Source organism: Sorangium sp. So ce296 (genome assembly GCF_051529605.1).
Taxonomy (GTDB): Bacteria; Myxococcota_A; Polyangia; order Polyangiales; family Polyangiaceae; genus Sorangium; species Sorangium cellulosum_D.
The window spans coordinates 13,285,901-13,305,612 of sequence record NZ_CP150325.1; the positions used below are offsets into that span (position 1 = coordinate 13,285,901).

Below are 19,712 nucleotides of genomic sequence, written 5' to 3' on the forward strand. Positions count from 1 at the left end.
GCAAGACGAGAGCGCGCAAGGGCGCAAGAGGCGCAACGGGACAGAGATGGAATTGTAATGGGTTTCATGCAGACGTTTTTCGTCTCCCGTGCTCGTCCTTCGTCTCTCGTGCTCGTCCTTCGTGCGCGTGCGCGTGCGCGATTTCCCGGAGTCAGCGCGCACGAGCACGAGCACGAGCACGAGAGACGAGAGACGGGAGACGAGAGACGGGAGACGGGAGACGGGAGACGGGAGACGAGAGCCGGTGTACCAATCCCAGCTGAAAACCGCTCCAGCAACCTAGAGGAGCCCGGAGACCAGCCCCAGGACACCGCATGTGAGGCCCCCAGAGGAGAGCGCGACGAGGGGCTCCAGGCTCGAGGCGATCGATTCCGGGTAAACCCCGCTCCGGGGCGCCCAGCAGGTCGACGCGCCCGCGCCGTCCCGGTCGCAGATCGCGTTGCAGTGGCCGAGGAGGGTGAGCCCGCACGTGGGCGATTGCCCGCAGACGCGCTCGAGGGTCTTCGCGCTCAGCGCCACGCCGCAGTCGTCGATCAGCGCGTTGTCGGCGCAGGCGAACGCGGTCGGGCGGGCCGGCTCGAAGAGATCGCCGAACATGATCGCATCCCGGACCGTGTACTCCGACGCCTCGCTGTCCGATGCGTCGGCGAGCCCCGGGTGGCCGCCGGTCAGGTGAACGGCGACCGGCGCGCCCAGCGCGTTCAGCGACTGAAGCAAGCACGCCGTCACCCAGCGCCGCGACGCGCCGTCCGAGAGCGGCGAGGTGGCCCACGACGGCGCGAGCCCGATCCACCCGGCGAACGACTGCCCGAAGGGCGCCGCCACCGCCGCCCCCGCCGGCAGGGCGCAGGCGACCACGCGCTCCACGAGGTGCCTGCCCTGCTCGCTCTCGAGGAGCGCCGCCCCACCGCCGCTGTCCAGCCCGGCCGGGAGCGGCGCCTGCGCGAGCGCCCGCAGCGCACGCTGCGTCGAGGGCTTCCAGAAATAGGCCGGCTGGAGGCCGTTCATCACGATGATCTCCTGCTCCGCGACCAGGACCGACTCGCCCTCGTCGGCCGGCGCCGCACCGCACCCGACCGCAAGCACGCAGAAACCGATCACCCCGGCAGCATCGATCCTTACGCGAAGCATGACCTCATCCTCCAGTTAAGGCGCACGTGCGTGCGCATCGCACCCGGTTCAGCGGCCACTCCTAAGCAATTCCCGATCCGTGGCCGCGTCCGGCCGATCGTCCGCGCGGGCGGCCGTCGCGCCGCCATCGCCGCAACCAGGCTCAGCGGTGATGGGAGCGGCGCGGTCAGCAGCGGCTCGCGGCGGCCTGCGGCGCGCCGAGCCGCAGCGCGAGCCCGTCGAACCGCGAGCGCCACGCCGGATGCTCCGGCAGCAGCGCGCGGGCCCTGCTCAGGCTCGCGACAGCGACCTCGACCGCACCGTGGCGGATTGCCGCACGGCCGCGCCAGTAAAGGACCTCGAGGAGCTCGTCGGCGAACTGGAACGGGCCGGCCTCGAGCTCCGCCTCGTCGAGGCCGCCGAGCAGGTCGCGCGGCGCGACGCCGTCGCCACCGTCCGAGAGCAGGCAGCGCAGCATCAGGTAGCAGCCGTGCGCCGCCTTCGCGGACGGCTCCGGCGGGCACGACGCGGCGATCCACGCGACGAGGCGCCGCGCCTCGCCGAGGTCGCCCCGCGCCGCGAGGATGCGCGCGAGCAGCAGCGAGCTCTCGGACACGGGGCGATCCACGAACCGCTGCTCGAGCGTGTGCGCGCGGCGCGCCAGCGAGAGCGCCTCGTCCTGCTGATCGCTCCAGTAGAGCAGCTCGGCGACGTTGTACGTGGCGACGCGCTCCAGCCACGGGTTGCCGATCTCCCGGGCGAGCGCGATCGCGCGCCGGAGGTCCGCGGTCGCGCGCGGGAGCTCCTTCTTCAGCGCCCAGAGCACGACGCGGTTCATGATCGCGACGCAGAGGTGCGGCAGATCCTCGGCCCGCTCGCAGAGCGCGATCGCCTCCTCGGCCTGCCGCTCCGCCTCGGAGAAGCGGCCCGCGTGCGCGAGCTCGGTCGACAGCAGCACGAGCGCGATGATCCGGCTCTCCTCGTCGCCCGCGGACTCGGCCAGCGACGCCCCCTCCGAGAGGAGCGCGGTCGCCTCCGCGACCTCGCCCCGCCTGAGGCGCGTGCGCCCCTCGGCCACGCAGAGGCGCGCCGAGAGCCGCGGCGAGCCCGCGCGCTCCACGAGCGGCCGCGCCAGCTCGACCCGCCGCGACGACGCCTCGTAGGCGCCCGTCCAGTCGAGCGCGGTGGCCTCCTCGAGCAGGACGTCCGCGCGGAGCTCGTCGTCCGCGAGCTCGAGCGCGGCGGAGAGGTCGGCCAGGGCCTCCTCGATGAGGTGGAGCCGGTACCGGATCCGGCCTCGGCCGGCCAGCGCGAGCGCGCGGCGGCGACGATCGCCCTCGCCGGCGAGCTTGAGCGCGGCGGTGTAGCAGCGCTCCGCCTCGACGTGCCGGTGCCGCGCGAACGCGAGATCCCCGAGCCGGAGGTGCGCCTCGGCCGCCTCCTCCCCCGCCCCGCACGCGCCCGCGTGCCGGGCGAGCGGCTCGAGCTCCTCCGGCCCCGGCTGCGCCGCGAGCTCCGCGGGCGCGACGGGGGCGGCCCGCGGGGCCGCCGAAGACGCGGGAGGGCGCCCGCGCTCGACCCGCGCCCGCCAGAAGGCGAGCGCGTGCCGGTGGATCTGCGCGCGGTGCTCGGGATCGAGCGTCTCGTACACCGCGTCGCGAAAGAGGCCGCTCTGGAACCACCACCGCTCGCCCTCACCCCGCGCGCGGCGCCCGTCGCCCTCGCCGGGCGCGGCGCGCTCGCCGTCACCCCCCGCGCGGCGCCCGATGATGCCCTGCTCGACGAGCACGCCGAGCCCGTACCCGGCGTCGACCGGCGTCCCGGCGCCTCCGGCGCGATCGACGGCGTCCTGTACCCACTCCAGCTCGGCCCGGGTGAACGACTCGCCGAGCACGGCGCAGAGCCGCGCGAGCGCGGCGACCTCCTGCGGCAGCGCCCCGAGCTGCCGCATCGCCAGCCACTGCCACGCGGGAGAGACCGGCAGGCCGTCGAGCTCCGCCGCCTCGACGCAGTAGTCGCCGCCCCCGGGGCGGCGGCGCACGAGGCCGGCCTGCTTGAGCGATCGGATGATCGCGGCGAGGCAACCCGGGTTGCCGCCAGCCCAGCGGGCGAGCCCCCGGAGCACGTCGGCGGGCGGGTACGCCGCCGGCAGGAGCAGCTGCGCCGCGAGGTCCGCCGCGGCGACCTCGTCGAGCGGGGCGAGCGTCACCCGGTCGGCGCGCTGCGTGCGCGCGCCCCACGTGGGGCGGAAGCGCTCGAAGCGGGGGTGCGCGACGACCGCCGCCCAGAGCGCCACGCCGGCGCCGTCGAGCGTCGCGACCTCGAGCGCGTCGAGCACGGTGACGTCCGCCCACTGCGCGTCGTCCACGATCACGGCGACGGGGGCGCGGCGCGCGCGGCGGCGCAGCCCCTCGGCGATCGCCCGCGCGAGGTGGTGCGGCGTCGCGGCGGGCGCGGCGCCGGGGCGCGACCACCCGAGCGCCGCGGCCACCGACGCGAAGGTCGAGCCGCCGATCTCCGGGCCGAGCCGCGCCTCGCAGAAGGCCCGAGGATCGGCCGGCGCAGCCGCAGGCGCGGCGAGCGCGAAGCGCAGGATCGCCGCGGTGTCCTTGCTCGCCTCGCCCGGCAGGGGCTGCGCCGCGCGCACGACCAGCGCCGCGGCGCCGGGGCGGAGGCGCCGCGCCACGGCGGCCGCCTCGGCCGCGACCCGGCTCTTGCCGAGGCCGTCGTCGCCGAGCACCGTGACGAGCGCGGGGCACACGCCGCTGAACGCCGCGGCGGCGCTCGCCTCGAGCGCCGCGATGACGTCGCCCCGCCCGACCGTGGTCGGCGGCGGCGCCTCGAGCTCCGCCGCCGGCGCGCCCTGCGGCGAGGTGGGGGTCATGGTCGCCTCGGCCTCGACGAGGGCGCGCTCGAACTCCTCGGTGAGCGCGACGCCCGACCAGGGATCCGCAGGGATCCAGGTCTCCGGGCGATCCACGGCCGCGCCGTACACGCCGGGCGGGGCCTTCTCGCGCGGGCGGATGATGACGCCCGCGAGGTGGAGCGCGGCGCGGGCGCCGTGCCGCTCGACGAGCTCCCGCGCGGCGGCGAGCGCGAGCCGGACCGGATCCTCGGCGTCGCGGGCCGAGAAGACGGCGATGTAGCGGCGCCGGCGCTGGCGGACGCAGATCCCCCTGCGGCTCGCGAGCGCGGCGACCACGATCGGCGTGGCGGCGCCGGTCTCCGCGACCAGCACGACGGCCGGCTGGAGCCCTTCGGCGATGAGCCTGCCGCCCCCGCGGCCGGAGGGCGGCCCCGGCGCGATCGCGGGCCGCGAGGTCGGCTCCGCGGCAGCGGCCGCGCCGCGCTCCGCGGCAGCGCCGAGCTCCGCGGCGGCCGCGCCGCGCTCCGCGGCAGCGCCGGGCTCCGCGGCAGCGACGCCGCACTCCGCGGCAGCGGCGGCGCCGAGCGCGCAGGCCTCGTCGAGCGCGCGGCGGAGGCGGGCCGCGCTCGGGGGCCGACGGCCGGGATCCTTGGCGAGGCACGAAAGGACGAGCTCCTCGAGAGCCTCGGGGACGGGCGCGAGCTCTCCCGGCCGCGGCGGGCGCAGCGTGAGGTGCCCGTGCTCCACCGCGCCCGTGTCCCCCACGAACGGCGGCCTGAGGGTGAGCAGCTCGAACAGGATCGCGCCGAAGGCGTAGAGATCCGCGCGCTCGTCGAGGTCGGCCTCCGCGCGGAGCTGCTCGGGCGCCATGTACTCGGGCGTGCCGACGACCGTCCCCCCGCGCGTGATCTCGATCTCGTCGTCGTGGCGCGGCGCCCCGGCGGGCCGCGCCAGGCCGAAGTCGAGCAGCACCGCGCGCGCGGCGTCCGCGCCGGGGCGCGCCCGGGGCGGCGTGAAGATCACGTTCTCCGGCTTGAGATCCCGGTGGACGACGCCGCGCGCGTGCGCGGCCGCGAGCGCGTCGAGCAGCGTGGCCGCGCTCGCGGCCGCCCAGGCCGGCTCCGGGGGCCCGGGCAGCGCCGCGAGCGCCTCGGCGAGCGTCTCGCCGGGGACGAGATCCATGGCGAACCAGGGGCGGCCGTCGTCGAGCCGCCCCTCGGCGTGGACCCGCGGGACGTGCGGCGGACCGATGAGCCGGAGCGCGCCCGCCTCGCGCCGGAACCGCGCCTGGACGGTCGGCCCGGAGGAGCGGCCGATCTTGAGGGCGACGGTTAGGCCGTCCGCCTCGCGCCGCGCGGACCACACGGCGGAGAAGCCGCCCTGCCCCAGCAAGCCGCCGACCTGGAAGCCCGGGACGCGCGGCGGCCCCGGCGCGGGCGTGCGCTCGGCCGACGGCGGCGCCGTCCCGCCGTCTTGAGGGCAAGCCCCCGCCGGGGGGAGCCGGCGGTGGCACTGTGGACAGCGGGACACGTCGTTGCTCCCTGGGGCCGGCGGAGGGCGTCAGCTCGCCGCTGCGCTTATGGTACCGTCGCTCGGCCGGTCCATGGTGAGCGAAGAGCCCGACACCCTCCCCAGCGCGGGGATCCCCAGCGAGCGCACGGTCCGGACCGCGCAGCCGGCCTCGGCCGAGCCCGACGCCGCGGCCACGCCGATCACGCTCACGCCGATGACGCCGACCGCCACGGCCACGCGCCCGCCGGCGGCGCTCGGCGGCGTCGCGCTGGACGGCCTGATGCCCGGGGAGCGGGCGGGCGACTGGGTGATCGAGGGCCCGCTCGGCGCGGGCGGCTTCAGCGTGATCTACCGCGCCCGGCACGCGGACCGCGGCGCGCCGGCCGCGGTGAAGGTGCTGCACCCGGAGCTCAGCGCGCAGCCGGACGTGGTGATCCGCTTCCAGCGGGAGGTGGAGACGGTCCGGCGGCTGGAGCACCCCGGCATCGTCCGGGTCTTCGAGCAGGGGCAGCTCGAGGACGGGCGGCCTTACTACGTCATGGAGCTGCTCGCCGGGGTCAGCCTGGATCAGCACCTCCGGTCGCGCGGCCGGCTGTCGCCCGAGGAGGCGCTCGCGGTGCTGGAGCCGCTCTGCGACGCGCTCGAGGCCGCGCACGCGCAGGCCGTCGTGCACCGCGACCTCAAGGCGTCGAACGTCTTCCTCGAGGAGGACGGCGACCGCCGCCGCGTCGTCCTGCTCGACTTCGGGGTGGCCAAGCTGCTCGACGCGCCCGGGCCGTCGCTGACCTCCTCGCGCGAGGTCCTCGGGAGCCCCTCGAGTGTCGCCCCCGAGCAGCTCCTCGGCCAGCCGGTCGACGTCCGGGCGGACGTCTACGCGCTCGGCGCCCTCACCTACCGCATGCTCGTCGGCGAGCCGCTCTTCAGCGGGGACATCGGCGCGCTCCTGCGCCAGCTGCACCTGTTCGCGAGCCCACCGCGCCCGAGCGCGAAGGCGCGGCTCTCGACGGGCTTCGACGAGGTCATCCTCCGGGCGCTCGCCAAGGACCCCGCGGCGCGCCCCCCGAGCCCCGGCGCCTTCCTCGAGGAGTTCCGCGGCGCGCTCGAGGCCTCGCGCGGCGCGAGCGACGCGCCGAGCGGCGCGCGCGCGCGCCCCGGGGTGGCGATCTACGCCGAGGTGGGCGCCGCGCCCGAGGCGCTCGACGCGCCGGACGATCGCCTGCTCGCGGATCTGGAGGCGATCCTGCCGTTCGTGGCCGCCGAGCTCACCGAGGCCGGGCTGTCCCCCGGGGCCGAGACCGGCAGCAGCCTGCTCTTCACCGCCGAGCGCCCCGGCGACGCCGACGCCGACGCGCGCCGCCGCGCCGTGGACGCCGCGCTCCGGATCTTCCGGCGGCTCGAGGGCCGCCCCGGGCGCGATCCGAGGGTGCAGGTGCGCCTGTGCCTCCACACGGGGGAGCTGCTCCTCGGCCCCTCGGGCGAGCTGCTCGGCGGCGAGCTCGCGGAGGTCGGCGGCTGGGCGCCCGAGGGGGCGCAGGCGGGCGTGTTCGCCTCGCCCGACGTCGTCGCGGGCCTCGGGATCGTCGCCGGGCCGACGGCGCTCGAGGGGACGATGCTCGTCCTCGCCGGGGCCGAGCCCACCGCAGCGCGGTAGCGGCGCGCTCCGGCACCGCGCCGGAAAAGTCCATCCTGGGTGCTGCCTGCGGGGGCCATCAGCAGCTGCGTGCCCGCGTCTGCACCGCATGTGCGATGTCCGGGACACCGCTCAGGCGACGTTCGACATGGTAAGCTGGTGAGAGTGATCCGCACTCCGATACCCACATCAGGCGAGGACGCGACCACCGTGCTGAAGGTCCACCCGCGCGAGGTGACGTTCGGCAGGTTCAGCGTGCAGGTGGTGAGCGGCCCGGATCAGGGCGCTTCCCACGTGGCCGACGCGCCGGAGCTCGCGATCGGCACCGCGGCCGGCAATCACCTGGTGCTCACCGATCCGTCGGTGTCGCGCCACCACTGCGTGATCGCCGCGACCCCCAAGGGCTATCAGCTGCGCGATCTCGGCAGCACGAACGGGATCCTGCTCGGGGGCTTCCGCGTGGAGGCGGCGTACCTGACCCCGGGCGCCACGTTCGGCGTGGGCCAGACGTCGCTGCGCTTCGATCACCTGCCCGACGAGGTCCACGAGCCGCTCGGGGACGCGGAGCTCTCCGGGCGGGTGCTGGGGCAGAGCACGGCGATGCGCCGGCTCTTCGCGATGATCCCGCGGATCGCCGCGGCGGACGCCACGGTGCTCCTCGAGGGCGAGACCGGGTCCGGCAAGGGGCTGCTCGCCGAGGTGATCCACCAGAAGAGCCCGCGCGCGGCCGGGCCGTTCGTGGTCATCGACTGCGGCGCGATCCCGCCCACGCTCATCGAGGCCGAGCTGTTCGGGTACATGAAGGGCGCGTTCACGGGGGCGCACCAGGCGCGCGCCGGCGCCTTCGAGGCGGCGCGCGGGGGCACGGTGCTGCTCGACGAGATCGGCGAGCTCCGGCTCGACCTCCAGCCGAAGCTGCTGCGCGCCCTCGAGGAGCGCTCGATCCGCCGCATCGGCAGCCTCGATACCGTCCCGCTCGACGTGCGGATCATCGCGGCCACGAACCGCGATCTCCGGCAGGAGGTGAACCGCGGCACCTTCCGCTCGGACCTGTTCTACCGGCTCAACGTGGTCCGGCTCCGCGTGCCGCCGCTGCGCGAGCGGCGGGACGACATCCCGCTGCTCGTCGCGCACTACTACCGGCAGTTCGCCGACAAGGCGGATCCGCCGGCCGAGCTCGTGGAGCGGCTGCTCCACCACGACTGGCCCGGCAACGTCCGCGAGCTGCGCAGCGCGGTGGAGCGCGCCGTGCTGACCGGCGATCCCGCGATCGGCGAGGGCTGCCCCGCGGCGCGGGAGGTCGGCGACGACGATCAGGCGCTCCGGCCGGACGACCTCGAGCTCTCGTTCCGCCAGGCCAAGGAGCGCACGGTGGCGCGCTGGGAGCGGGCGTACGTGAGGGCGCTGATCCGGGCCAACGGGGGGAACCTCTCCCACGCCGCGCGCGCCGGCCGGATGGACCGGAACTACCTGCGGGAGCTCCTGCGCCGGCACGGGGTCACGGCGACCGAGCCGTGAGCCCCGCGCGCCGCCCGGGGCCTCACGACGCCTCGAGCCGCGCGCGATGGGGCCGCGCCAGGCCAGGGCCGTCGCGATCCGAGCTCCGCGAGCGCCGGAGCGGGCGCCCGCCTCTCCCGTCCTGCCGCCTGGGGAGCGGCTTCCGGTGGAGGGCGGCGTCGGCGCGCGCGAGGACGTCCACGAGGTAGTCGCTCCGCCCGGCGGTCGCGTGGAGGGAGTCCTGGATGCCGCGCCGGTGCATCTCCCAGCCGCGGCCAGGGACGAAGCGGAGCGTCGTCGTGGACGCGTGCGGCCGCGCGCGCTCGCGCAGCGCGTCGCCGTCGAGCACCCACACCTCGGGGCCGAAGGCGGCGACGGCCTGCCGCAGGTCGACCGCGGGCAGCGCGCCGGCGCGGTTGGCGCTGCTCACGAAGAGCGGCGCGTGGCGCTCGAGCAGCCAGGCGATGGGCTCCCAGGTGACGCCGAAGAGGAGCGCCATGCCGTAGCTCGCGGCGGGCTCGAGCCAGCTCGGCGAGGCGACGTCGCGGGCCTGCGGCACGAGGGCGGTCACGCGCTCGACCGCGAGCAGCCAGCCGAGGCGGCGGCGCTCCGCCTCGTCGAGCGCGAGGTGCGGCGCGAGCAGGTCGAGGCGCGGCTCCCACGCGGCGACGGGGTGGTTGTGAGGTCGTCCCCGCGCGCGGTTCACGGCCGCGGCCGTCGTCCCCGCGATCACGTAGGCCAGCGGCGACGGGGTGGGCAGGACGACCGCCTCGCCGCGCTGGAGCGCCTCGTCGACGGCGAGCTTGCCCGCGGCATCAAAACGCGCGACCGGCAAGGTGGCCTCCTGTGCGCTCGCGATCGTGCGCGGTCACGGATGATTCGGTTCTTGCTTGAAACATGGTGGTCACACTCGACGGCGGGCGAGGTGCACGGGGGGATGTCGCCCTGCCGCCGCCGCGCGCTCTCAAGCAGGCATCGCGCCACGCGCGGCGCGGGCCGAGGCGAGGGCGATCGCCGCCTCGGAGGGCCCTGATTTCCGTGGAGGTGCGGGGGTCCCCGCGCACGGCGAGCGGCGAGCGCGGCGGTCGGCGGCGGAGGCGCTCCCGGCGCCCGGGTGCTGGCTGCAGCAGGCGGCAGGTGCAGCCCGGGGCAGGCAACGAGCGCCCTCTCCCGCGGCCGGTCAACCCGCTGGACGGGCGAGCGCGAGGGCGTCGGACAGGATCCAGAGCCCCAGGCCGATCAGGACGAACGGCAGCGCCGCCCGGCCGTAGCGCCGGATGCGGCTGCCCAGGACCGGGTGGTGGACGAGGCGGTGGCCGAGCGCGCACAAGGCGCCGGTCATGACCGCGAACACGGCCGCGTGGAGCGGGACGTGCCCCGGGGTGCTCGAGAACAGCGGGATGTAGACGCCGAGGTTGTCCCCGCCGTTCGCGATGGTCACGCTCGCCACCGCGAGCGCCTTGAACCCCGCCGCGCCGCCGGGCGGCTTCTCGTCGTCGTCGTCGGCCTCGGGGCCCCGCCGGAGCGCCCAGAGGCCCCGCAGGCCGAGCGCGAGGGGCGCCAGGCCGAGCAGGCCGATCCACCCGTCCGGCACGCGGACGGCGAGCAGCGCGCACGCGACGCTCGCCAGGACGAGCGCCGCCATGCCGAGGAACTGGCCGGCGACGACCTGGCGGGCGGTGAAGCCGGGGTCCGCGAAGAAGGCCGACAGCAGGAGGATGTCGTCGATGTTCGTCGAGACGAACACGACCACGCTCACCCCGAGCGCCGGAAGGATCTGCTCCATGGCGCCCGCGGGCATAGCACCTCCCGCGGCCGGCCAACCCGCGCCGCGGCGCGGCCGGAGCGGCTTCGGCCCTGCGGCCGCGGGAGCCGTGTCGGTCGTTCCGGGGTAGATAGCGTGGCCGGAGCGGCTGCGCCTGCGCAGGCGGACGGGAGGCGAGCCGCGCGCTCGTGGAGTGGAATGGAGAGGCCATGACGACGAACCCCCAGCCCGCGGAGCCGACCAGGGCGACGGCCGCGCCCGGAGCGAACGCGGCGACCGTGGAGCAACGCGCCCGGGCGGACCTGCCGGTTCAGGGCATGACCTGCGCGGCGTGCGTGCGCCGCGTGGAGAAGGCGCTGCGCGCGACGCCCGGCGTCGCGGAGGCGACGGTCAACCTCGTGACCCAGCGGGCGACGATCGCCTACGACGCGCGGACGACCACGCCGGCCGCGCTGGCCCACGCCATCGTGGAGGCGGGCTACGAGGTGCCCGAGGTGCCCGACGCCTCCGCCCTCGGCGGCGCCCCCGCAGCGCCCGCCGACGCCGGCGTCACCGCAGCATCCGCCGACGCCGGCGACACCGCAGCATCCGCGGGCGCTCCGCCGCCGCGCCCGCACCCGGCCGCATCCGAGCGCGCTGCCGCCATGGACGCGGCCGAGCAGCGGGAGCGGCGCGCGCTCCGGCGCGACGTCGCGATCGCCGCCCTGTTCACGGCCCCCCTGCTCGCCGTGGCCATGTCCCACGGCGCGCTCCCGGCGCTCGAAGGCACCTTCGGGCGCTGGCTCTCGCTCGCGCTCGCCACGGTCGTGATCCTCGGGCCGGGTCGCCGGTTCTTCCGCCTCGCCTTCGGCGCGCTCCGGCACCGCGCCGCCGACATGAACACCCTCGTGAGCCTCGGGGCCGGCGCCGCCTGGCTCTACTCGACCGCCGCGGTCGTGGCGCCGGGCCTCTTCCCGCACGCCGAGCACGGCCGCCTGCCGCCGGTCTACTTCGAGGCCGCCGCCGCGATCGTCACCTTCGTGCTGATCGGCAGGCTCCTCGAGACGCGCGCGCGGAAGCGGCTCGCCGACGCCGTGCGCGGGCTCGTGGCGCTGCAGCCGAAGACCGCGCGGCGCCTCCGCGGCGACGCCGAGGACGAGGTGCCCGCCGCCGCGCTCGCGCCCGGCGACCTCGTGCTGGTGCGGCCCGGCGAGCGCATCGCGACCGACGGCGAGGTGGTCCGCGGCGCGTCCGCGGTCGACGAGTCGATGCTCACCGGCGAGAGCATGCCCGTCGACAAGACCGCGGGCTCGGCCGTGCTCGGCGGGACGCTCAACCAGAGCGGCGCCCTCACCTTCCGCGTCACGAAGACCGGCGCGGACACCGCGCTCGCGCGCATCGTCGACGCCGTGGAGCAGGCGCAGGGGTCGCGCGCGCCGATCGCCCGCCTCGCCGACGTGGTGAGCGGCGTCTTCGTCCCCGTCGTCGCCGCCGTCGCGTCGCTCGCCTTCGTCGCGTGGCTCGCGGTCGACCCGACCGCCGCGGGCCTCGCCACGGCGATCGAGCGGTTCGTCGCCGTGCTCGTGATCGCCTGCCCGTGCGCGCTCGGCCTGGCCACGCCGGCGGCGGTGGCCGTCGGGACGGGGCGCGGCGCGGAGCTCGGCGTCCTCGTCAAGGGCGGCGCGGCGCTCGAGGCGGCGAGCCGTGTCGACACGGTGCTGCTCGACAAGACCGGGACGCTCACCTCGGGGCGGCCCGAGCTCACCGACGTCGTCGCCCTCGCGGGCCACGGCGAGGCGGAGCTCCTCGGCCTCGCGGCGGCCGCGGAGCTCCAGAGCGAGCACCCGGTGGCGCGGGCGATCGTCGAGGGCGCGCGCCGCCGCGGCGTGGGCCTCCCGGCGGCCTCGGATTTCCGCGCGGAGATCGGCCACGGCATCGAGGCGCGCGCCGCGGGCCGCGTCGTGCGCGCCGGCACCGCGGCGTGGCTGCGCCGGGCGGGCATCGACACGGGCGCGCTGGAGGCCGAGGCCGAGCGGCTCGCCGCGCAGGGCCGCACGCCGTCGTTCGTGGCCATCGACGGGCGGCTCGCCGGGCTCGTGGCGGTCGCCGACCGGCCGACCGAGGAGGCGCGCCGCGCCATCGCGGCCCTGCGGCAGCTCGGCGTGGAGGTGGCCATGGTGACCGGCGATCGGGCGGGCGCCGCGCGCGCCGTCGCCGAGGAGCTCGGCATCCGCGCGGTGTTCGCGGAGGTGAGGCCGGAGGACAAGGCGAGGCTCGTCCGCGAGCAGCGGGCCGCCGGCCGCCGGGTGGCCATGGTCGGCGACGGCATCAACGACGCGCCCGCGCTCGCCGGCGCGGACGTGGGGGTCGCGCTCGGCAGCGGCGCGGACGTCGCGGTCGCGTCCGCCGACGTGGCGCTGCTCCGCGGTGGGATCGCCGGCCTGCCGGTGGCGCTCGGGCTCGCGCGCGCGACGCTGCGCACGATCCGCCAGAACCTCTTCTGGGCGTTCATCTACAACGTGCTCGGCATCCCGATCGCGGCGGGCCTGCTGTACCCGCTCACCGGGTGGCTCCTCTCCCCCGTCCTCGCGAGCGCGGCGATGTCGCTGTCGAGCGTGTCGGTGCTCGCCAACTCCCTCAGGTTGCGCGCGTTCGGCCGCGGCTCACGTCGCGAATGAGCGTTCGGTGAGTCGACTCCGCATCGCGCGCCGACCTCCGCGCGCGGCGATGGCGCGCGCGGGCGGTCGGCAGCTCCACCAGGTCGGGAGAGGCCGAGATCGCCTCGAAGGCGACGATCTCCCACTCGGCCCGTTCCTCGATGGCGTTGAATTCATGCTGATATCCAGATCGGCTTGGCGAAAGCTGGACTGGCATCGTTACCTAGACCTCGGTGAGGAGCGCACGCGCGACGGCGTCACGGGTCAGGGCTGGCTCGCCCGCGTCATCGCGCTGCCCAACGCGGCGCACAAAGAAGCCGGGCGCGCCGTTCGGGTTCGCCGCGCCGAACCTCTCGGAGCCGGCTTGTGGAGGAGACGGAAGGCCCGGACGCTCTTCTGCCGCGCGGGCGCTCCGCCGCACGCCCACACGCACGCCGCGGAAGCATCGCCCGGACGCCGAGGGGGGTGAATGCTAGAAGCTGCGAGCGCACCGAAGTCCCAGAAATACGGAGGATCTATGAGAACTTACCACCGGCACACTGGCACAGCCGTTGCTCTTACCGTGCTCCTCGCGGCGCAAGCCGCTGACGCCGCCGTCACGGTCGACATCGTCCAGCCGAACCACACGCTCATCGAGGGCAGCACCGTCCCGGTGCGCGTCGCCGCGTCGTCCCCTGACGAAATCTATTACGTCGAGGCGGAGTTCGAGGGCCTCACCATCGAGCTCACGCCGACGGGAGACGGCTACTACGAGGGCGCGTTCGATCTCGGCGAGCTCGGCGGCGAGCTCCCCTACGGCCCTTACGTCGTGACCGTCAACGCGTACGACACGTTCGGCGAGGGCGCGAGCGATGAGGGCATCGTGCACCAGTACGCGCCCCCGACCGTGGTGTGGAACGTGCTGCCGCACGACACCCTCACGGCCGGCTGGCGCTTCGAAGCGAAGTGCATCCCGACGCCGCCCTATGAGTGCAAGCAGCTCTCGGCGCGGTTCGACACCGATAGCGGAAGCTACGGGTTCGACAACAACGACGGGTCGCCCCACCCGCAGCCCGTCCCGGGACGGCTGTACGTCAAGGAGGCCAATGGCAGGAACGGCAACTGGCTCCCGTCGGGCAAGACGTACACGCTCACGGTCTCGGCCAACGTCGGGGTCGGCCCCAACGTCACAAGGACGGTCGGCCCCATCCACGTCGACCGCAGCCCGAGGCTCACCGCCGTCCAGCGCGCTCCCGGCACCATCCTCGATTTCGACGCCACCCGGTTCCTCTTCCTGGATTACCTTCGTCGCGTCGGGATCTTCGATCGCAACACCCACGAGATCACGTGGATCGAGACCATCCCGGAATGGGCGGCTCCCCAGCTCGACACCGTCTATGGCGCGCTCACGCCGTCGGGGTGCGTGTACCAGTCGGCGACCGGCTACATTCTCTCCTGGGCCGACGGCGTCCGGCGCCACGTCGCGAGCGCGACGATCACGCCGCGCCTCGACGCCGTGAACGGCGATACGGCGGTGTGGACGTCGTACAACGACGACTGGGCGCACGAGCACACGCTGTCGACGGGCACGAACCGGACCCTCTGGTACAACCCGGGGAGCCGATCGCCGTTCCAGGCCGACGTTGCGGCGTCGGGCGGCGTCTTCTTCGGCACCTACGAGAGCGCGTCCATCGTCGGGCCGGGCACCGCGCTCCTCGGGGATCACGCGGGCAACCTGCAGCGGCCGATCACCGACGGAACGAACGTCGTCGGCCGGTGGTGGGACGGGATGACGAGCTCGAGCTACCTCTACACCGCGGAGGGTGAGGAGGTGTTCCTGGGCGACTCGCTCACCCACACCTCTGCCGGGCTGCTGGCGCACGCGGGCTACGCCGCCTTCCTGAAGAGCGATGGCGACGCCAACCAGATCTGGCTGCGGACCCCCGACGGCGAGCAGCACCAGATCAGCGATTTCCCGAAGTCGAGCCGGTTCGACCAGGCGAAGCTCCGGGTCGGCCACGACGGCATCAGCGACGCCGGCGAGGTCCTGTTCCTGTACGAAGGCAAGCGCTATATCGGCCGGCCGGGGGGAATTCCGGAGCAGATCAACACCGAGCTCGGGCACGGCCGCTGGCTCGACGGGAGCTGGTATGTGACCATCGGCAACACGCTGTTCGAGGTCTCGACCCCGGCCAGCGCCGCCGCGCGGCTCGCCGCGACGGGGATCGAGGAGCTCGCGCGGGAGGAGGGCCTCGGCGAGCGCGAGGTGCTGTCCACGTCGTTCGCCGAGAGCGAGGCGCTCGACGCGACGGTGTGGGCTCGGGATCTGCACGAGCCCGACGCGCTGCCGGTGTCGGCCGACGGCGCCGAGCTGCTCGGCGACGTCGACACGGATACCGGCGCCGACATCGCGCCGGCCGGGGCGGGGTGCAGCACCTCGGGCCCGGCGGGCTCTGCCGGCGGCACCGCCGCGCTCGCCGCGGCGCTCGCGGGCTTCGCGCTCGCGCGCCGCAGCCGCGCGCGCTCGTAACGCGCCCCGCGGGACCTCGCCGCCGACACGCGGCCCCGGCGCCGCCGGAAGCCCACCGCGACCGTAGATCCCGCCCGCGGCGTCTGTTATAACGGACGCACGTCCTCGCTCCGATCGGGTCCACGTCGATGCGCGGCGCCGCCGTTTGGACGAAGCGCATCGACCCGGTAACGAACCGTCATCACCGCCTCACGCCGCGGGCGTCGCGCGCCGGTCCTGCCGGGAGCGGCGGCGGCGCCCCCGGAGAACACGCGAACGCCAGAACTCAAGGAGACGCAGCGCATGCGCTTTCGTCCGGATCCCACCTTCTACCCGTCGCCGCGCCTGGCGATGGATGCGCCGCCCGAGCGGCTGGCCTACGTGACGGCGCTCGACGCGGGCGCCGCGCTGAAGCGCCCGGGCAACCATCGCCACGACGCGCTCACGGTCGTCGACCTCGACCCGAGGTCGCCTGAGTATGGCACCCTCGTCTCGGTCAACGAGCTGCCGACCTACGGCGACGAGCTCCACCACTCGGGCTGGAACGCGTGCAGCGCCTCGCTGTGCCCGTACGCGCCGCACCCCCACGTGGAGCGCCGCTTCCTGCTGCTGCCCGCGCTCCGCTCGTCGAACATCTTCGTCTTCGACGTCAAGCCAAACCCGCGCCGCCCCGAGCTCGTCCACACGGTCCGGGCCGAGGAGATCGCCAAGCGGGCCGGCTACTCGCGCCCGCACACGCTGCACTGCGGGCCCGACGGCATCTACGTGAGCGCGCTCGGCAACCCCGAGGGCGAAGGGCCAGGGGGCATCTTCGTGCTCGACTGCGAGAGCTTCGATGTGCTCGGCCGCTGGGAGATCGACCGCGGGCCGCAGTTCCTCCACTACGACTTCTGGTGGCACCTCGGCCACGACACCCTGCTCACGAGCGAGTGGGGGACGCCGAAGATGATCGAGGACGGCGTGAATCCGGAGCTCTTGCTCGGCAAGAAATACGGCCACAAGATCCATGTCTGGGATCTCCGGAAGCGAAAGCACCTCCAGGCGCTCGATCTCGGCGACGAGCACCAGATGGCGCTGGAGCTCCGCCCCGCGCACGACCCGACCAAGGCCTATGGCTTCGTCGGCGTCGTCGTGAGCGTCAAGGACCTCTCCGCCTCGGTCTGGCTCTGGCATCGCGACGGCGACCGGTGGGCGATCCGCAAGGTCATCGAGGTGCCGGCCGAGCCGGCCGAGCCGGATCTCTTGCCGCCGCTGCTCAAGGGCTTCAAGGCCGTCCCGCCCCTCATCACCGACATCAATCTCTCCCTCGACGACCGGTTCCTCTACGTGTCTTGTTGGGGCACGGGCGAGCTCCGCCAGTACGACGTGTCGGACCCGTTCCACCCGAAGCTGACCGGCTCGGTGCACCTCGGGGGCGTGGTCCGCAGGGCGGCGCACCAGCGCTCCGGGCCGCTGCGCGGCGGGCCGCAGATGGTCGAGGTGAGCCGCGACGGGCGGCGCATCTACTTCACGAACTCGCTCTACGCCTCGTGGGATGAGCAGTTCTATCCGGAAGGCGTGGGCGGCTGGATGGCCAAGGTCGACGCGGCCCCCGGCGGCGGCATCGCGCTCGACCCCGAGTTCTTCGTCGACTTCGGCCCCTTGCGCCCTCACCAGGTGCGGCTCGAGGGGGGCGACGCGTCCTCGGATTCGTTCTGCTATCCCTAGCTCGCCATGACGCCCTGGCTCACCCTGGCGCTCCTCGGCGCCTATCATGGCATCAACCCGGGCATGGGCTGGCTGTTCGCGGTCGCGCTCGGCCTCCAGGAGAAGAGCGGCCGCGCGGTGCGGCGGGCGCTCGTGCCGATCGCGCTCGGCCACGCCGCCTCGATCGGGATCACGGTCGCGCTGCTCGGGCTCGGTCTCGCGAGCGTGCCCGCCGCGGCGCTCCGCTGGATCACGGCGATCGCGCTGATCGCGTTCGGCGCGCTCAAGCTCGTGAGGCCGCGCCACCCGAGGTGGGTCGGGATGCGCGTCGGCTTCCGCGATCTGACCTGGTGGTCCTTCCTGATGGCCACCGCGCACGGCGCCGGGCTCATGCTGCTCCCGGTCTTCCTGCTCGGCGCGGACAACCCGGCGCCGTGCCATGGCGCCGGGTGTCACAACGCAGCTGGCCTGTCGCTGACGAGCCCCGCGGGCTACCTCGCCGCCGTCCTCGTGCACACGGCCGCCATGATGGCGGCGGCCGCGACGGTCGCGCTCGTGGTCTACCACAGGCTCGGCGTCGCGATCCTCCGCACGGCCTGGTTCAACCTCGATCGGGCGTGGGCTGCCGCGCTCATCGGCGCCGGCGTCATCGCGATCGTGCTCTGACGCTGGTCGCCCGCCCGTCGATTCGCCGTCGATTCGCCGTCAGTTCGCCGTCAATTCGCCACGACGAGCTGCCACCGCTGCTCCTCGCCGCCGCTGCTCCCCCGCTGCTCGATGGCGGCGGCGTCCTCGGTCGAGCCCTGGACGACCCCGACCAGCTTGCCGCTGTTCTTGTTCCGGATCTGGAGGTCGCCGCCGCCCAGATCGATGAAGAGCCACGCCTGGTTGTCGCCGTCGTGGTCCGTCCATTGCTTCAGCGCGATCCCGTCGCTCTTCGACTCGTCGGGGACGTCCAGCACCTTGCCGCTCTTGACGTTGGTCAGCCGGAAGTAGCCCGCGCCGTTGTAGTTGAGGCTCCACTTCTGGTTGTCTCCGCCGTCGTCCGCGCTCTGGACCACCGCGGCCCCGTCCTCGGACGACGCGCCGGCGACCGTCATCACCTTGCCGCTCTTCCTGTTCATGAGCTTGAAGCGGTTCGTCGCCCCGGTGACGCTGCCCGCCGCCGTGTCGATGGTCAGCGTGTTGTTCCAACTCATGCTCATCGTCGTGTCCGAGGGGAACGAGATCGGCTGCCACACATAGGTCGAGTCGTTGACCCGCCCGCCCCAGGCGCCCGCCCAGCGATCCCCCATGTACAGGTAGGCCGTCCCCGCGCTGCCCTGGACCGGGAGCACGTAGGTCGACTGGGAGTGGTAGGTCGTGCCGTCGGCGACGTTGGTCATCGTCGACCAGCCGCGCTCGAGGGAGCGGGAGGTCGCGTACTTGGCCTGGTTGGGGTCCCAGCCCGTGGCCCCGGACGTCAGCAGGAAATAGACGCCGTTCCGCTTGAACAGCGCCGGCGCCTCCCGGTGTCCGCCCGGGAACAGCACTGCAGCCAGCCGGTCCACGGCCAGGTAGTCGGGGGTCAGCGCATAAAGGTTGAGATCGTAGTTCTCGTTCGAGGCCGAGATGAAGTAGCCCTTGCCGTCGTCGTCGACGAAGAGGCCGCAGTCCCGGGACATGTACCCGGGCTTGCCGTGGTCGGTCACCCCGGTGCCCGCGAGCGGCCGGAAGCTGCCGTGATACGTGTAGTCGCCGTCCACGGTGCTCGAGCTCGCGACCGCGGCCCGGGCCTCGCCGTAGTTCACCCCGTTCTCCCAGTGCATCCACATCACGTATTTGCCCGTAGACGCGTTGTAGACCACCTTCGGCCGCTCGATGTTGGCCGGGTCGAGGTCCTCGTCGGAGTCCATGGTGAGCACATGGTTCCTGAGCTCCCAGCGCCGCAGGTCCGACGAGCGGTAGGCGGACACGGCATAGAACGTCCCGTCGGGGTTCCGGTTCTCGCCGAACCAGTAGTAATAGGAGCCCACCTTGATCACCCCGCCCCCGTGCGCCTGGATGGGATTGCCCGAGGTGTCGGCCCACTGAATGCCGTTGACCAAAGGCCCGACCGGCGGGAGCGGCTCCTGGCCACCGCCCTCGCCGACAGACCCGCCGTCGCCCGGCGCGCCGCCGTCACCGTGCCCACCGCCGACGCCAGAGGCGCCGCCGCCAGAGGCGCCGACCCCCGAGGTGACGCCGCCGCCAGGCGCGCCGCCGCCGCCGGAGGCGCCGACCCCCGAGGTGACGCCGTCCCCGGGTGTCGCGCTCCCGGCGCCCTCGGCCGTACCGGCATCGCAGGCCGCGAGGCCGACGCCCGCGACCAGCAGGCACACCATCGGAGACAAGGAATCGAGACGCATGATGCCCTCCAGAAGGAGCACCATCTCGATTCCTTGAACCAGGCTTGTCAAGGCCTTCGCGCGCGCTATGGCAGCGCTGGGATGTTCCGCTCTCGTGCGAACACCCACCCTCGACGAACTCGGCCGCTCATGCCG

General features: G+C 74.5%; 11 protein-coding genes. 6 read left to right on the forward strand and 5 right to left on the reverse strand.

Annotated features, from left to right (window positions below; translation table 11 throughout):
* Positions 1-279: 279 nt before the first annotated feature.
* Positions 280-1,131 carry a hypothetical protein gene (locus WME98_RS49100; RefSeq protein WP_437948414.1) on the reverse strand — a complete coding sequence of 284 codons (852 nt, stop codon included), beginning with the start codon at positions 1,129-1,131 and terminating at the stop codon, positions 280-282.
* A 166-nt stretch (positions 1,132-1,297) separates the two neighbouring features.
* A complete protein-coding gene (locus WME98_RS49105; protein ID WP_437948415.1) occupies positions 1,298-5,506 on the reverse strand; it encodes a protein kinase domain-containing protein in 4,209 nt (1,402 codons plus the stop codon).
* Between the two features lie 73 nt (positions 5,507-5,579).
* Between WME98_RS49105 and WME98_RS49110 the strand changes: the two genes are divergently transcribed.
* A complete protein-coding gene (locus WME98_RS49110) occupies positions 5,580-7,139 on the forward strand; it encodes a serine/threonine-protein kinase (RefSeq protein WP_437948416.1) in 1,560 nt (519 codons plus the stop codon).
* A 189-nt stretch (positions 7,140-7,328) separates the two neighbouring features.
* Positions 7,329-8,636 (forward strand): sigma 54-interacting transcriptional regulator, encoded by a 1,308-nt coding sequence (locus tag WME98_RS49115; protein WP_437948417.1) that lies wholly within the window; start codon positions 7,329-7,331, stop codon positions 8,634-8,636.
* Between the two features lie 22 nt (positions 8,637-8,658).
* Here WME98_RS49115 and WME98_RS49120 read toward each other — a convergent pair whose 3' ends face one another.
* Both WME98_RS49120 and WME98_RS49125 read right to left on the reverse strand, forming a co-directional pair.
* Entirely contained in the window at positions 8,659-9,450 is a 792-nt protein-coding gene (locus tag WME98_RS49120) for a hypothetical protein (protein ID WP_437948418.1), read from the reverse strand.
* Positions 9,451-9,795: 345 nt separating this feature from the next.
* The gene (locus WME98_RS49125) at positions 9,796-10,401 is read right to left on the reverse strand and encodes a cadmium resistance transporter (protein WP_437948419.1); all 606 of its coding nucleotides are present in this window, start codon (positions 10,399-10,401) and stop codon (positions 9,796-9,798) included.
* 188 nt (positions 10,402-10,589) lie between these two features.
* Between WME98_RS49125 and WME98_RS49130 the strand changes: the two genes are divergently transcribed.
* The 4 genes from WME98_RS49130 to WME98_RS49145 all read left to right on the forward strand — a co-directional run bounded on the left by WME98_RS49130 (position 10,590) and on the right by WME98_RS49145 (position 17,856).
* Positions 10,590-13,037: a heavy metal translocating P-type ATPase gene (locus WME98_RS49130; RefSeq protein WP_437948420.1), complete on the forward strand. Its 2,448-nt coding sequence runs from the start codon at positions 10,590-10,592 to the stop codon at positions 13,035-13,037.
* A 496-nt stretch (positions 13,038-13,533) separates the two neighbouring features.
* Positions 13,534-15,525 carry a hypothetical protein gene (locus WME98_RS49135; protein WP_437948421.1) on the forward strand — a complete coding sequence of 664 codons (1,992 nt, stop codon included), beginning with the start codon at positions 13,534-13,536 and terminating at the stop codon, positions 15,523-15,525.
* A 282-nt stretch (positions 15,526-15,807) separates the two neighbouring features.
* Entirely contained in the window at positions 15,808-17,211 is a 1,404-nt protein-coding gene (locus tag WME98_RS49140; protein ID WP_437948422.1) for a selenium-binding protein SBP56-related protein, read from the forward strand.
* Between the two features lie 6 nt (positions 17,212-17,217).
* The gene (locus tag WME98_RS49145; RefSeq protein ID WP_437948423.1) at positions 17,218-17,856 is read left to right on the forward strand and encodes a hypothetical protein; all 639 of its coding nucleotides are present in this window, start codon (positions 17,218-17,220) and stop codon (positions 17,854-17,856) included.
* Positions 17,857-17,906: 50 nt separating this feature from the next.
* Here WME98_RS49145 and WME98_RS49150 read toward each other — a convergent pair whose 3' ends face one another.
* Positions 17,907-19,601: an RICIN domain-containing protein gene (locus WME98_RS49150; protein WP_437948424.1), complete on the reverse strand. Its 1,695-nt coding sequence runs from the start codon at positions 19,599-19,601 to the stop codon at positions 17,907-17,909.
* Positions 19,602-19,712: the final 111 nt, after the last annotated feature.

Excerpts from the sequence above, each read along its gene's own strand:
- WME98_RS49125 (WP_437948419.1), bottom strand. The coding sequence starts at position 10,401 with ATGGAGCAGATCCTTCCGGCGCTCGGGGTGAGCGTGGTCGTGTTCGTC.
- WME98_RS49100 (WP_437948414.1), bottom strand. The coding sequence starts at position 1,131 with ATGCTTCGCGTAAGGATCGATGCTGCCGGGGTGATCGGTTTCTGCGTG.
- WME98_RS49135 (WP_437948421.1), top strand. The coding sequence starts at position 13,534 with ATGAGAACTTACCACCGGCACACTGGCACAGCCGTTGCTCTTACCGTG.
- WME98_RS49130 (WP_437948420.1), top strand. The coding sequence starts at position 10,590 with ATGACGACGAACCCCCAGCCCGCGGAGCCGACCAGGGCGACGGCCGCG.
- WME98_RS49145 (WP_437948423.1), top strand. The coding sequence starts at position 17,218 with ATGACGCCCTGGCTCACCCTGGCGCTCCTCGGCGCCTATCATGGCATC.
- WME98_RS49110 (WP_437948416.1), top strand. The coding sequence starts at position 5,580 with ATGGTGAGCGAAGAGCCCGACACCCTCCCCAGCGCGGGGATCCCCAGC.
- WME98_RS49140 (WP_437948422.1), top strand. The coding sequence starts at position 15,808 with ATGCGCTTTCGTCCGGATCCCACCTTCTACCCGTCGCCGCGCCTGGCG.
- WME98_RS49150 (WP_437948424.1), bottom strand. The coding sequence starts at position 19,601 with ATGGTGCTCCTTCTGGAGGGCATCATGCGTCTCGATTCCTTGTCTCCG.